14 protein-coding genes and 1 tRNA gene are annotated in these 13,954 nt (G+C 53.5%); 5 read left to right on the top strand and 10 right to left on the bottom strand.

Features of this window, described 5'->3' with window-relative positions; genetic code table 11:
- Nucleotide 1 precedes the first annotated feature (1 nt).
- The 3 genes from EKM90_RS10240 to EKM90_RS10230 all read right to left on the bottom strand — a co-directional run bounded on the left by EKM90_RS10240 (nucleotide 2) and on the right by EKM90_RS10230 (nucleotide 3,712).
- The gene (locus EKM90_RS10240; protein ID WP_125582301.1) at nucleotides 2-979 is read right to left on the bottom strand and encodes a 3'-5' exoribonuclease YhaM family protein; all 978 of its coding nucleotides are present in this window, start codon (nucleotides 977-979) and stop codon (nucleotides 2-4) included.
- A gap of 96 nt (nucleotides 980-1,075) precedes the next feature.
- A complete protein-coding gene (locus tag EKM90_RS10235; RefSeq protein ID WP_125582299.1) occupies nucleotides 1,076-1,444 on the bottom strand; it encodes a YlbF family regulator in 369 nt (122 codons plus the stop codon).
- 192 nt (nucleotides 1,445-1,636) lie between these two features.
- Nucleotides 1,637-3,712: a PBP1A family penicillin-binding protein gene (locus tag EKM90_RS10230; RefSeq protein WP_125582297.1), complete on the bottom strand. Its 2,076-nt coding sequence runs from the start codon at nucleotides 3,710-3,712 to the stop codon at nucleotides 1,637-1,639.
- Nucleotides 3,713-3,834: 122 nt separating this feature from the next.
- Between EKM90_RS10230 and EKM90_RS10225 the strand changes: the two genes are divergently transcribed.
- Nucleotides 3,835-4,665, top strand: coding sequence for an RluA family pseudouridine synthase (locus EKM90_RS10225; protein WP_125582295.1), 831 nt, complete (start codon nucleotides 3,835-3,837; stop codon nucleotides 4,663-4,665).
- Nucleotides 4,666-4,709: 44 nt separating this feature from the next.
- Here the strand turns inward: EKM90_RS10225 and EKM90_RS10220 are convergent, their stop codons facing one another.
- From EKM90_RS10220 to EKM90_RS10210, 3 genes are all read right to left on the bottom strand, one after another.
- Nucleotides 4,710-5,165, bottom strand: a complete 456-nt coding sequence (locus tag EKM90_RS10220; protein WP_125582293.1) for an arginine repressor — start codon at nucleotides 5,163-5,165, stop codon at nucleotides 4,710-4,712.
- Nucleotides 5,166-5,182: 17 nt separating this feature from the next.
- The gene (gene argS, locus EKM90_RS10215; RefSeq protein ID WP_125582291.1) at nucleotides 5,183-6,865 is read right to left on the bottom strand and encodes an arginine--tRNA ligase; all 1,683 of its coding nucleotides are present in this window, start codon (nucleotides 6,863-6,865) and stop codon (nucleotides 5,183-5,185) included.
- 244 nt (nucleotides 6,866-7,109) lie between these two features.
- Nucleotides 7,110-7,180 (bottom strand) — tRNA-Gly (locus EKM90_RS10210).
- A 162-nt stretch (nucleotides 7,181-7,342) separates the two neighbouring features.
- On the opposite strand from EKM90_RS10210, the gene EKM90_RS10205 reads away from it, so the two are divergent.
- From EKM90_RS10205 to EKM90_RS10195, 4 genes are all read left to right on the top strand, one after another.
- On the top strand, nucleotides 7,343-7,723 hold the full coding sequence (locus tag EKM90_RS10205) for a hypothetical protein (RefSeq protein WP_125582289.1): 381 nt from the start codon (nucleotides 7,343-7,345) through the stop codon (nucleotides 7,721-7,723).
- The gene (locus EKM90_RS12865; protein WP_164507945.1) at nucleotides 7,720-7,896 is read left to right on the top strand and encodes a hypothetical protein; all 177 of its coding nucleotides are present in this window, start codon (nucleotides 7,720-7,722) and stop codon (nucleotides 7,894-7,896) included. The genes EKM90_RS10205 and EKM90_RS12865 overlap by 4 nt, the downstream gene beginning before the upstream one ends.
- A gap of 156 nt (nucleotides 7,897-8,052) precedes the next feature.
- Nucleotides 8,053-8,991, top strand: coding sequence for a dihydroorotate oxidase (locus EKM90_RS10200; protein ID WP_125582287.1), 939 nt, complete (start codon nucleotides 8,053-8,055; stop codon nucleotides 8,989-8,991).
- A gap of 127 nt (nucleotides 8,992-9,118) precedes the next feature.
- On the top strand, nucleotides 9,119-10,306 hold the full coding sequence (locus EKM90_RS10195; RefSeq protein WP_125582285.1) for an amidohydrolase: 1,188 nt from the start codon (nucleotides 9,119-9,121) through the stop codon (nucleotides 10,304-10,306).
- 78 nt (nucleotides 10,307-10,384) lie between these two features.
- On the opposite strand, the gene sdaAA is transcribed toward EKM90_RS10195, so the two are convergent.
- From sdaAA to spxA, 4 genes are all read right to left on the bottom strand, one after another.
- The gene (gene sdaAA, locus EKM90_RS10190; RefSeq protein WP_125582283.1) at nucleotides 10,385-11,254 is read right to left on the bottom strand and encodes an L-serine ammonia-lyase, iron-sulfur-dependent, subunit alpha; all 870 of its coding nucleotides are present in this window, start codon (nucleotides 11,252-11,254) and stop codon (nucleotides 10,385-10,387) included.
- Between the two features lie 10 nt (nucleotides 11,255-11,264).
- Nucleotides 11,265-11,933 carry an L-serine ammonia-lyase, iron-sulfur-dependent subunit beta gene (gene sdaAB, locus EKM90_RS10185; RefSeq protein WP_125582281.1) on the bottom strand — a complete coding sequence of 223 codons (669 nt, stop codon included), beginning with the start codon at nucleotides 11,931-11,933 and terminating at the stop codon, nucleotides 11,265-11,267.
- Between the two features lie 137 nt (nucleotides 11,934-12,070).
- Nucleotides 12,071-12,748: an adaptor protein MecA gene (locus tag EKM90_RS10180; RefSeq protein ID WP_125582279.1), complete on the bottom strand. Its 678-nt coding sequence runs from the start codon at nucleotides 12,746-12,748 to the stop codon at nucleotides 12,071-12,073.
- A gap of 560 nt (nucleotides 12,749-13,308) precedes the next feature.
- A complete protein-coding gene (gene spxA, locus EKM90_RS10175; RefSeq protein ID WP_125582277.1) occupies nucleotides 13,309-13,707 on the bottom strand; it encodes a transcriptional regulator SpxA in 399 nt (132 codons plus the stop codon).
- Nucleotides 13,708-13,954 lie beyond the last annotated feature (247 nt).

The raw sequence follows: 13,954 nt of genomic DNA, 5'->3' as shown, positions 1-13,954 counted from the left end.
ATTACCGCTCTGCACTGGGATCCGGATAGGTCTGGCCATTCGTTGGCCGGTAGAAGCGGCGATTATCCATCCCGAATAACCGCTCAGTGAAGGTGCCGGGATCAACATGCTGATACGCCGTTGACAGCATATTGATGCTGGCATCTAGCTCATCGAGGTCATGCAGGATCTGGGCCTCCAGCAATTCAGGCCGGACTGGCGAGCCATATTCAAGCAAGCCGTGATGAGACAAAATCATATGCCGCAGCATGATCATATCTTCCGCATGGATGTCGATTTTCAGGCTTTGCGCCGCTTCGACGATGGCTTCATCCACCAGGACAATGTGGCCAATCATGTTGCCTTCCATGGTGTACTCGGTCGACACTGGCCCGGTGAGCTCCATGGTTTTCCCCAAATCATGCAAAATCGCGCCGGCATACAGCAGCGACTTATTGACCTGGCTATACTGCCCGGCCACGCTTTTGGCCAGACGCAGAATGCTCAACGTGTGAAACGCCAAGCCGCCAGCAAAGGCATGGTGATTAGACTTGGCGGCGGGATAGGTCAAGAACTGCTGCTTGTGGTCAGCCAGCAGCCGGCGAACAATGCGATTCCAATTGGCATTGGTGATTTGGAAGATAAAGTCATTCAGCTCTTCCCCCATATCCGCCTGGCTTTCCGGTGCATGCTCGACAAAGTTGGCGGGATCATTGCCTTCTTCCTGCGTGGCAAGGCGCAAGGTGTAAATTTTCAGCTGCGGTTTGCCTTGGTACAGCTCGCGCTTACCCGATAGCAGCACCACCACGCCAGGCTGATATTGGGCAATGTCGTCTTCCGACGCGTCCCAAAATTTGGCCGTAATATGGCCTGAAGGATCTTGGAATGTGAATGCGATGAACTTCTTACCATTTTTGGCGACGCGGACTTCAGCGCCTTTGACCAGCACCGGCAACTTCAGCTCGGCGCCATTGGCATAGTCGAAAATTTGTTTTGCCATTGTTTACCCTTCCATCTGTGTGTCTGTTGCCTTTAGTGTACCAGTCTCGGCGCCAAAGCAAAAGAAGCGCCGCCCTGGACGCTTCTTGCTTGTTGATTATTTTTCTGCTGGCGTGTCTGCGCCTTCGCCTTGATAGATTTCGCTAATCGGTTGGGCAATGATGCGATTGATGTCATCCATCACCGTGGACAAGCCCTGTTCTTTGGCCATCAAGTCCTTGATGGCGTCGATGTTCTGCATCTTTTCGGACAGGTCCTGAAGCGGCTTCACATCATCTTGGCTGATTTCCTGGCCTTGCATTTGCTTTTGTTGCAACGTCATTTGCAGGTTTTGGAATTGTTGGAACAGGGCAAAACCAACTGGATCAAGCTTGAGCATGTCGTAGCTCTTTTTCAGGTCTTGGAACTGTTGGCTTTGCTTCAGATCAGCAGCCAGTTGATTAGCGGTATCGTAAACGTTTGCCATGAGGCACCTCTTTCAATTTTTATGAACCGGCGCAAGCGCCTTCGTCTACCCATTGTACCTGCCTACGGTGGTTTGGGCAATTGTCATTCACTGTAGAGTTGATCATCCGGTCGGGTCGAGTGCTTGCTTGACCCCGCGCTGGCAACTGTCGAAAATCCTCTGGCTGGCCATAGGAATGACGCACGGTCACGATCAATTAAACATCCCCTTGAGGCCGCTGAACCAATTCGAAACCGTGTCCTTAGCTTGTTCAACGCCGTTTTGGATGCCGCTTTGGATATTGGACCAGACGTCGCCGCCGTCGCTGGTGGTTGGGGTCTGGAGGGTGGCGCGGGCTTTGGCGTCGGTGGTGTTGAATTTCGTTTGCGGCGTGTTTGGCAAGATATTGCTCATTTCGAGTTTGAACAACTTGGAAGCGCCTTGTCCCTGCTGGAGGTAGTGACTGGCATTGGTATTGGCAAAGCCGGTCCAGGTGGCAACCACGATATCTGGCGTGTAGCCAATCGCCCAAGAGTCCTCGGCGCCTTTGCCGTTGCCCCAAGTTGCTGGCGTTTCAACGGTCCCGGTTTTCCCGGCGATGGTGTAGCCATATGGTTTCGCGTAGACCCCGGTACCTTCGTTGTACACCCCGATCATCATGCTGGTCATTTCAGTGGCGACCGACTTTTTCATGATGCGTTTGCTCGTGGGTTCATTGTCCACCACGGTGCGGCCAGTCGCATCCACAATTTTGCGAATGAAATGCGTTTCTGGGAGCGTGCCACCACTAGCGAACGCCGCATAGGCCCGCGCCAGTTGCAGTGGTGAATAACCGGTGGAGATGCCGCCAAGCACCGAGCCCAGCTGGACCTTATCCTTATCCGCAAGGGTTAAGCCAAAGCGGGAAAGGCTGGCTACCCCTTTGCTCAGGCCAATTTTGTCCATCAACCAAACTGCCGGTGCGTTGGTTGAAAGCGCGAGCGCCTGATACATTGGCATCTGGCCACGGTAAATGCCGTCTTCGTTGGTTGGTGTGTAATGATCTTTGCCGTAACTGAGTTTTTTGTCAGTGAGTTCGCTGTCGTACGAATAGCCATTTTCTAGCGCCGGCGTGTAAGCCATCAGCGGCTTTAACGTCGAGCCAGGCTGCCGCTGCAGCTGCGTGGCGTAGTTGAAGCCTAAGTACACATGCGGCCCGCGCGAGCCGACCACGGCTAGCACCCCACCGGTGTTGGGATCAACCGCCACCGAAGCGGCTTGCGGCTTAGTGCCATCTGCGGCATTGCTTGGGAAAACATAGCCGGCGTCAAAAGCGGCCTGCATCTTGGTTTGATAGGTGGTATCTAAGGTCGTGTAGATGCGGTAGCCTTTATTGACAATGTCGTCTTGACTGATGCCGTCTTCCTTGTAGGCTTCGGTGATTACCGCATCAACAAAATAAGGATACTTTTGCTGATTATCAGCGGTATAGGTATCTTTCAAGGTCAGCCCGGTATTCTTCGCCGCGCTCACTTGCGCGGCGGTCAGCTTACCGGTTTCTTGCTCCAAACTGAGCACCAAATTACGCCGGGAAATGGCGTTATCCATGTGATCGATTGGATTATAAAAACTGGGGCTACGCAGCATCGCGGCGAGCGTCGCGCCTTCGCCGACGGTCAAGGCCGAGGCGGATTTGCCGAAGTACCGCTTGGAGGCGTCCTCGACCCCCCAGACCCCATTGCCGAAATAGGCGTTGTTAAGGTACATCGTCAAGATGTCTTTTTTAGAGTAAACTCGAGTCAGTTGCACCGCTAGGAAGATTTCTTGGCCTTTGCGCAGGAAGGTTTGCTTTTGCGAGAGCAACGTATTTTTCGCCAGTTGCTGGGTAATGGTGGACCCGCCCCCGGTGATTTGACCGCGGTTAATGACGAGATGCACCAACGCCCGCAAAATGCCCTTGATGTCAAAGCCCCAGTTGGAATAAAAGCTACGGTCTTCCGTCGCAATCACAGCGTTTTGGACGTTAACGGAAATGTGATCGAGATCAACATAGGTCCCTTTTTGCCCATAGAACGTGCCTGCCACTTGATTTTTGTTGTCGTAATAAGTGGTTTTGGTGAGCATGGTGCTTTTGATTTCTTGCACATTCGCGGTCTTGGCTTTGTAAGTAAACCAGGTGGAGAGCAGTAAGGTAGCCAGCAAGCCAAGGAAAATGACCCAGCGGATCACTTGAAAGCGGCGAAAGAACCACTTAATCGCCTGCCAGGTTTTGCCCATCGCCGTTTTAAAGGCGGAGTCGCTATTTGCCATGATGCTGCCCCCTTTCTCAAAAAAATGACGCAACTGCGTCATAGCTGTGATTATTTTAGCATATCCTACCCAGCGCTCTGTCCGCCTTCCGTCCGATTTTAGAATTTCTATAAGGAGCTGTCATGCCAGAATTCGAGTTTCACTTACTTGCGTCAGCGCAGCCCAGTGTGCGCGCGCTCCTCACCGCCCTTCGGCTGCCCAAAAAGTGGCAAGCCCATCTGCGTCTGACTGAAGGGGTACTGATTGCCGGCCGGTATCGGCCCTTCAATCAGCCGGTCCTGGCTGGGGAGCCGGTCACTTTGCGGTTTGTCGCCCCAGCACCGCTGTACCAGCCTGAACTCAGCAAGCTGGCTATCGCGTATGAAGATGCCAACGTGATCGTGGTGGTCAAACCGGCAGGCATGAAGCCGCATCCCAACCAACCTGACGAAACCGGGACGTTGATGAATCTGGTTGCCGGTTATTTGGCGCCCAAGCCGGCTTACATCACCCATCGGCTGGATATGGCCACCAGCGGCTTAATGTTGATTGCCAAAGACCCCTTAAGTCAGGCTATCTTGAATCAGCAATTGGCGACTAAAACCATGGCCCGCAGCTACCAAGCCTTAGTGCCCCGCGGCATTGCCGCCAGCGGCGACATCAGCTTGCCCCTCGGCTTAGACCCCAACGACAAACGCAAACGCATGGTGCGGGCGGACGGCTTGCCAGCCTTCACGCATTTTGAACGGCTGGAGGAAACTGCCACCACCAGCCGGGTCCTGCTGACCCTGGGCACAGGCCGCACCCACCAGCTACGCGTACATTTGGCCGCGATTGGCTATCCGATTATCGGCGACCCTTTGTATGGCCCCACAGCGCCGGCTGAGCGGCTGATGCTCCATGCGACCAAGTTGACGTGGCGGCAGCCCCTCACTGGCAAGCCGCTGACGGCCACTGCCGCCGCCCCTTTTTAACCGCAACAAGAAGACGCTTGCCACCGTGGCAAGCGTCTTCTTGTTTAATCGACAAACGCGCGATGATAGGCGGCATTGAACCACTGGGCGCTTTCAACATCAGGGCTGATGACCACAATGGTGTCATGCCCAGCAATCGTACCAACGACTTGAGGAAAGCTGATGCCGTCAATGATGGCAGCCATCAAATTACCATTCGAAGGCAGCGTCTTGATGACATTCATGAATTGCACCTGCGTAATCGACAAACCCACCTCTTGCACGGAATTACTGAGGCGCTCCAGTTGGGAAGCGGAATCGCCGCGAAAAACGGTGTACCGCAGATTGCCTGTCGCATCTTGCGCCTTCACCACCCGCATTTCGCGGATGTCGCGGGAAATCGTGGCTTGGGTCGCGTCAATCCCGGCGCGCTTCAATTCAGCCAGCAGCTCCTCTTGAGTGCCAATCGGCTTTTGGTTAATGATTTTGGCCATTAAGCTTTGCCGCTCTGTCTTATTCATCTTCGCTGCCTCCTTGGTTACATTTCGGCTGGCGCACCAACGCCCAGCAGATGCAAAGCATCCGTTAGCACGGTCGACACTGCTTGAACCATGGCCAACCGCGCCGGTAATTCGGCGTCGTCAACCAAGACTTTGACATTCGCGTAATATTGATTGAACGCCTTGGCGAGCTTCAACGCGTACTTGGCAATCACGGAAGGTTCGTAGGCCTGGAGCGCCCGCGCAATCACCGCCGGATAGTCGGCCAAGGCCTTAAGGACTGGCCAAGCCGCGGGATCCGTCAACGCCACTTCAGCGGCCGGGTCTTGACTGCTCTTCTTTAAGATGCTGTTGGCCCGCGCATTGGTGTACTGAACGTAAGGGCCGGTTTCGCCTTCAAACCGCACGACTTCTTCCAAGTTGAAGTCGAAGTTGTCCAACCGTTCGTTCTTCAAGTCATGGAAAATCACCGCGCCCACCCCGACTTCATGGGCCACCTGGTCAGCATTGGCCAGATCCGGATGCTTCTCGGCAATTTGCGCTTTGGCCAAGCCCACGGCGTCTTTAAGCACCTGCTCCAGCAAAATGATATTGCCTTTGCGGGTGGACAGCTTCTTGCCACCAGAGGTAATCAAGCCAAATGGAATGTGGTGAATATTATCGGCCCAATCATCACCCATTTCCTTCAGCACGGCTTTCAGCTGCTGGAAGTGTTCGCGTTGTTCATTGCCGACCACGTACAGACTTTGGACGAAGTTGTAATTGTCATGCCGGTAAATCGCCGCCGCCAAATCCCGCGTCATATAGAGCGTGGCGCCGTCGGATTTGCGAATCAAGGCCGGGTTCAAATCGTACTTGGTCAAGTCAACAATTTCGGCGCCTTGGCTTTCCTTGAGCAGCCCCTTGGCTTCAAGTTCATCGGTCACCGCGTCCATCTTATCGTTGTAGAACGCTTCGCCTTTGTAAGAATCAAATTCGATGCCGAGTTCGGCATAGATACGGTTGAATTCTTTCAGGGATTCTTCGCGGAACCAGGACCACAGCTTGTAAACTTCTTGGTCGCCGTCTTCCAGCTGTTTGAAGACTTGCCGCGCCTCGTCGTCCAATTCGGGATGCTTTTCCGCTTCTTCGTGGAATCGGACGTAGTATTGCACGAGGTAGTGAATTGGGTCCTTCTTCACATCGGCTTCAGAACCCCACTTGCGGTAGGCCACAATCAGCTTCCCGAATTGCGTGCCCCAATCGCCTAAGTGATTGATTTTGATGGGGCTGTAGCCGGTTTTCTTCAGGATGTTGGCCAAAGCGTTCCCAATCACAGTGGACCGCAAATGGCCCATGCTCATGGGCTTGGCAATGTTAGGACTAGACATGTCGATTGGTACATTCCCGGTACCCAAAGTTTGGTCACCATAATGGGTTGGGTCAGCCGCGATGGTGGTTAAAATGCTGTGCGCAAAACTGATTTTATCGAGAAAGAAGTTGACATAGCCGCCCACGGCTTCAACTTTTTCAAACGGCGTGGCGTCGATTTGAGCCACCAGATCAGTTGCAATTAGCTTGGGCGCCTTGCGGAACACCTTCGCCAAGGCAAAGGTCGGGAAGGCGTAGTCCCCCATGGCGTTAGTTTTAGGCGTTTCCACCAAATTCGAAATTTCCACTGGCGTGAGTTGATCGCCAATGGCCTGATGCAAGGCGTCAACGACTTGTTGTTTAAAATCCATGTTCATTCATCCTTTCTACAAAAAAACTCGTCACTTTCAAATTCACTTTGAAAGAGACGAGTTTCCCCGCGGTACCACTCTTGTTGACAATAATGTCCACTCAATTGATTCAATTAGGCTCAAAAGCGCGCAGGCCCCTGTCGCTAACTGCTCACACTGCCCGCAGTCTCACTGAAAACGTCTGGGTGCCGTCCTCTTTCTCCATGCCGATAAAAAAGCTGGTACGCCTCCGCACCAGCCTTGCAGCGGTTGACGAGAATCGAACTCGCGACGTCAGCTTGGGAAGCTGAAGTTTTACCACTAAACTACAACCGCAACAACACGATTCAGTATACCGGCGCCACTAGAATTTTGCAAGCGCGGGCCGCAAAAAAACCGTGAAAGTCGGGATTGATTATGAAAATGAGAGATTGAAAAGTGCATTGCGATAGACTCTAACCATGTTATAATGAAATCAAGATGAGAGGATGCGATTTTATGGCGAAGGCCACGCGCCGTTATTTCTTTGCGGCCCGCAACGAGAAAAATGCCCATGGTTACACGATTCAATTCGTTAATATTCCCCAGCTCACGGCGCAAGGCGTTACTTATCAAGAAACGGTTTACTACGCCTACCGCGTTTTAGCCTCCTTTCTTCAGTCCTTACCCAAAAATGCGGCTGCCTTGAAGGCCTATACCCTCAATACCATCCCTGACACTGATGACCCGAATGTGTTTTATTCGTTGGTCAGCGTCACTGAAGATTTCGATCCCCATCAAATGATGATGCATTTTACCTTACCGCAAGCACCACCCGATGAAATCAAGCGCATGGCCGGCCAGCTTGCCCACTTAACTGGCATGGAGCCAACGTCATGATCGGTCGGATCACGCTGGGGTTGTTTCTTGGTGGCATCGTGGTCGCAGCCGGCGGTTTGATTGCCTGGCTGGTGGTGATGCTCCGGGGCCATGATCCAAAATGGTCCAAACGACTGACATTAGCGGCAGCCGGTATCGCGATTGCGGCTTTATTTTTGAATTCATTGAGCTAGTCGACGCCCTGTCGGCTATTTTTATGCGAACGATGAAGCTCACTGATGCGCCGTGCGGCGAGCTGCGCAACCTGTCGTGACATAGCCATTTCCCACTTTTTGTGGTTAAATAAGCAGAGATTATCTGTCGGAGTCAATCGAAAAGGAGCGCTAATCTTGGTAAATTTGCAAACGCAGCTTGGTCATTATCACTTCGCTAACGTCTTTATGAATGCCAGCGGGGTTCATTGTATGACCAGCCAGGAACTTGATGAAGTCGCCGCCAGTAGTGCCGGCACCTTGGTGACCAAAACTGGCACCTTGGAAGCACGCGCAGGCAATCCGGAACCGCGGTTTGCGCCGCTGCAATTAGGGACCATCAATTCGATGGGCCTCCCTAATCAAGGCATCGATTATTATCTCGACTATGCCATCGCCTTTCAGGCCAAGCATCCCGACCAACCGATTTTTCTGTCCGTCGCCGGTATGAAGCCGGAAGACTTCCCAGTGCTAGCGCAAAAGATTGAGGATTCTGCCTTCACCGGCCTGACTGAATTCAACCTAAGCTGCCCGAATGTCCCTGGTAAGCCGCAGATTGCTTACGACTTTGACACGACCCGCAACATTTTGCAGGCGATTTTTGCCATTTTCACGAAACCTGCCGGCGTCAAGCTGCCGCCTTACTTTGACCTCGCGCAATTCGATGAAGTCGCGGCGATTTTGAATGATTTTCCGCTTCAGTTCATCAACTCCATCAACAGCCTAGGTAATGGGCTGTTCATCGACCCAGCAACGGATACAGTGCTGATCAAACCTAAAGGCGGGTTCGGCGGGATTGGCGGTCAGTACGCCAAGCCAATTGCGCTGGCCAACGTGCGCGCCTTCCGCCAGCGGTTGCGCCCAGAGATTGCCATCATTGGTACCGGTGGCGTGACCACTGGCCGCGATGCCTATGAGCTGATTTTGTGCGGGGCCAGTCTTGTTTCGGTTGGCAGCATTTTAGCCACGGAAGGCATCGGCGTCTTCGACCGGCTCAGCAAAGAATTGACGGCTGAAATGGCGGCCAAAGGCAAAAATACGATTGCCGATTTCCAGGGCCAGCTCAAAACGCTGTAACTTCACAGCCAAGTTAAGCGACTTCACTCGGGGTGTGACAGACACCCCTTTTTATGTGCATTCAGGCTCTTCATTGGCGTAAGCTTGAGGCAGTCCTTAGAACTAATTCAAAGAAAGGGGTACTGCTATGACTGTACAAGAAACCCTAATGACGCGGCTAGAGGCCAGCCAGGCCGAAATTATCGGGATTCGGCGCCACTTACATGAACATCCAGAAGTCTCATTCAAAGAAAAAACAACCGCGGCCTATATTCGCGATTTTTACCTCAAGCTCGGACTCACGCCGATGCCTTACGGCGAGGGCTATGGCCTCGCCATTGACATCGACTCTGGGCACCCAGGCCCGCACATTGCCCTGCGCGCGGACTTCGACGCCTTGGCGGTGCAAGAGGAGAATGACTTGCCTTTCGCTTCGCAAAATCCCGGTGTGATGCACGCTTGCGGTCACGATGGCCACACCGCGTATCTGCTGGTCTTAGCCCGCGAGCTGAATGCCTTGAAAGCCCAGCTCAAAGGCAGCATTCGCATCATTCACCAGCCCGCCGAAGAAGTGTCCCCAGGTGGCGCCAAAGGCATGATTGAAGCTGGCGTGTTAACCAACATCGATCAGGTGCTGGGGCTGCATGTGATGTCCAGTATGCCCACCGGTTCGATTGGCTACCATGCTGGCGAGACGCAAACCGGCCGCTCTAACTTCACCCTGACTTTCACTGGCAAAGGCGGCCACGCCTCAATGCCGCAATTAGCCAACGATGCGATTGTGGCGGGGAGCTATTTTGTCACCGCGCTGCAAACCGTGGTCTCACGCCGCATCGATCCCTTCGATACCGCCAGTGTCACCATTGGCTCATTCGATGGGGTTGGTAGCTACAATGCCATCAAGCAAAGCGTCACCTTGAAAGGCGATGTCCGGGTGATGAAAGAGGCCACGCGGAAAACGGTCCGTGCCGCCATTGAGCAAATCATCGGCGGCATTGAAGCGATGTTCGGGGTCAAGGCAGACTTGGATTATGATGATAATTATCCCGTCTTGGTCAACGACCCCACGCTCACGGCCAGCACCGTGGCAGCGCTCAAGGCGGCCGCGATTCCAGAAGTCAACGACATCTTCGACTGCGGTCCGCAAGACCCGTCTGAAGATTTTGCCTACTACGCCCAAGCAAAACCGAGCCTCTTCTTTTATATCGGCTGCGCGGTCCCTGATGGCAAGGCGCACCCGCATCATAGTCCTGATTTTCTGCTCAATGAGGACAGTCTGATCATCGCCGCTAAAGCGGCTGGCGTGGCGGCCCTAGCCGCACTCGCCGTCAAGTAGAGCAAAAGCGCCGTCCACCTTGCCAGTGCAAGGTGGACGGCGCTTTTTTCAGGCCTCGGCTGATGGTGGCTTAAGCGCTTAGTCATCCCCAAAAATACGTTTGCGAATGCGGCGACCGGTTGGCGTCACGGCCAGCCCGCCTTCCGCGGTTTCCTTGAAGGCGCTTGGCATTTGCTGGCCGACTTGATTCATCGCCCCAATGACCTCATCTGGTGGAATGACGGTCCGCACGCCGGCCAGCGCCATGTCAGCTGAGGTCAAGGCTTGAGCCGCGCCCATCGCATTGCGCTTCACGCACGGCACTTCAACCAAGCCTGCCACCGGATCGCAGACCAGGCCCATTAAGTTGGCAATAGTGATGGCAACTGCTTGCGCCGCCATATCCGCCGTGCCCCCTTGCGCGCACACCAGAGCCGCTGCGGCCATCGCCGCCGCCGATCCGACTTCCGCCTGGCAGCCGCCTTCAGCTCCTGCAATCCCAGCATTATTGGCAATCACTAGGCCAAAGGCACCAGCAGTGAACAGGTAATCAATTTGCTGATCACGGGTCAACTTTAGCGGCTCGCGCACGGCCATCAAGGTGCCCGCCACCACACCAGCACTGCCGGCGGTTGGCGTTGCGCAAATCAGGCCCATTTTGGCGTTCACTTCATTCACCGCGACGGCATTGCGCACCGCGGCCAGCGCCACCGGCCCCAGCAAACTGCGACCACTCGCCAAATAAGCATCCAGCCGCTTGGCATCGCCGCCGGTCAAACCCGTGACTGACTTCACCCCAGCAATGCCTTCGGCAATGGAATCGGCCATGACGTCCAGATTGCGCCCCATCAACGCGCGAATCTGATCCGGGGTGCGTCCACTGGTTTCACTTTCTGTCTGAATCATTAAGGCAGCCACACTGTCGAAATGCTCGGCTTGCGCCACCAGTTCTTTAACTGTATAAAACATGCGCACCCTCCTACTCGAAATATGTGACGTTATCGACATGCGGTAGCTGGCGCAACTGGTCGGCTAATTTCGGCTTGCGATCATCGACTTCGATGATCATGATGGCTTTTTCACCTTTGGCCTCACGCGTCACAGTCATGGTGCCGATGTTGACATGAGCGCTACTGAAAATGTCAGTCACCGCCGCAATCATGCCTGGCACATCTTGATGCACCGTAATGAACGTCGGCGTGCCCATGCTCAGCGACAGCTTAAAGCCATTAATTTCTGAGATTTGAATGTTCCCGCCGCCGATCGAGACGCCTGTGACCGTCATCGACCGCTCGCCTTTGCTCAGCGAGATGCGCGCCGTGTTGGGATGGTCGACTTTATCATTTTTCGGGATAAAAGTGACATGGATGCCCTGCTCATGCGCGATTTTCAGGGAGTCCGGCAACCGCGCATCATCAGGCGCCATGCCCAGCAAACCTCCCACCAGCGCAATATCCGTGCCGTGGCCGCGATAAGTTTTGGCAAACGATTCATACAGGTAAATGTCCACCCGCTCCGGCGTTTCGCCAAAAATATTGCGCACCACCTTGCCGATTCGTGCGGCGCCAGCGGTATGCGAGCTGCTGGGCCCCACCATCACGGGACCGATAATATCAAAGACGCTGGTAAAACGAAGCTGTTTCGCCATAGCCGAACCTCCTACTGCCAATTAATTGACACCTTTAACTTTATCGAACCACAATTTCCCGCCAGCCGTCAACTAAAGCCTAGCGGATTGGGCATAAAACAGGCCGGACTACGCCAATTCGTAGTCCGGCCGCTGGTTTATTTTTTGAAGTAATAACGTCCTGTTTCAAGCGCGCTGGTTGGCATCAACAGCTTGCCGTATTCAGACAACACATCGCTGGATAAGTTGACCTTGTCGCCAAATTCGACCGCCACCGCGGTTTGGTCGCGAATTTCACTTGGCGCTACCTTGTTGGCATAGAAGGTCAGCACGAGGTAGTAGCGATCCTGGTAGGTATATAAGTCGCTCGCCGCGCCTTCAAGCCGCAGTGCCTGGGCCAGGCTGATGAAGTCTTCAAATGAAGCCAGGCGAATGACCACTTCGGTCTGATCAGCCGCTTTCGCGTCGATAAAGCCGCCTTCGTCAACCGCCTCGTCGTCATCATCGTCTAATTCATTCAGCTGCTGGCGAATGAAGTCAGGCACATTAGCATTGTCTTCGTCTGCATCGGTGCCATCCGCTTCGTCGTTATTCTCATCTTTGCTGCGCGAAATCAAAAGCTCAAGGCCAGATTGGCTCGGCATCACTTGAAACGTCACGGCGGCGTCTTCAGCAAAGCTGTGGTCCTGATCGACCTCATCTAGAATGCTGTAAAAGAAGGATTCGATTTGTTTGTGATTCCCGAGCAGGTCAAGCACGGTGATGCCGCGCTCGGCCAAATCTTCGTTGCCGAGCAATACGCGGATCGTATTATCGTTAATGCGTTCCATTTCCATGATGACTGCACCTCACTTTGCTGCAACACTGGTTTAACCCACAGTATAGCAGATTTTATCATCGCCACGGCATTCTACGCCATAATCTTAGAGAATGCAACACAATCAGGCAGCGGAGTGGCGCCGCCTTTAGCCTGACGAGTAGCCTAGCGCCAAGCATTGCCATCGTTTTTTGATGGCGAGGCTTGGTGCGTAGCTAATCGCTCAGGCGTTGGCCTCATGTAGCGCGATTAGGCTGCGGAGTGGCGCCGCCTTTAGCCGAATGGGTAGCCTAGCTCAAGGCATTGCCGTCGTTTTTTGACGGCGAGGCCTTGAGCGTAGCTAGCCACTCCGGCGTTGGCACCACGCAGCGCGACTAGGCTGCGAAATGAGGCCGTTTACGTTCATCTCTATTCGGCGCGCTCCTGGCTTAGCATGTGCTGGCTAAAAGAGTTGCCAGCTCTTCTACTTAATCACCGGCGATGAAATGGAAAGTCTAACACCCAAAAAAGGAAACCGGCCCTCGGCGAGCATGGCGGCGTGCTTGCCGAGGACCGGTTTCCCAGCGGTCATTCGTCTGCTCAAAACCCTGCGAGTAGCTGCGCCTGTTGCAGTTCCAAGGCGCGCACGGTGCGAGGCAGGAAGCGGCGAATTTCATCTTCGTTGTAACCAACTTGCAGCCGCTTATCATCCATGATAATTGGCCGCCGCAATAACCCGGGGTATTGCACAATCAAATTGATTAAATGAGAGACCGAAAGCTCATCAATCTTGATGCCTAACTCCTGAAAAATCTTGGACCGAGTGGAAATAATCTCTTCCGTCCCGTCTTCAGTCATACTCAGGAGATGTTTAACTTCCATGCCATTCAAAGGGGCTGAAAAGATATTACGTTCCTCAAATGGTATGTTATTCTCTTGCAACCAGGCCCGGGCTTTACGGCATGAGGTGCAGCTTGGTGACACGTATAAGATGATCATAATTGCCAGCTCCTTCTTTAGTGCCCGTCTTCTGTTCTCTACATGTACTAGTATAACGAAAAGAAGTAGCCTAAAACAATCATCTTTAAAAAATAAATTTTCCCTCAATTTTCAAGTCAAGTGCAACGATGATAACGAATTCTTGATAGTGGTCTAGGCTGTTACGCCATGCATCGGTAGTAATCGCATGGGCGAAGATAGTTCAGAATACGTCTGGGACGATGGTTCAGTGCGGATTGGACTGCTT

This window comes from Lacticaseibacillus suibinensis (assembly GCF_003946175.1).
GTDB classification, from domain to species: Bacteria; Bacillota; Bacilli; order Lactobacillales; family Lactobacillaceae; genus Lacticaseibacillus; species Lacticaseibacillus suibinensis.
The sequence above is the reverse complement of the archived record's forward strand: the minus strand, read 5'-3'. Positions and strand labels throughout refer to the sequence as shown.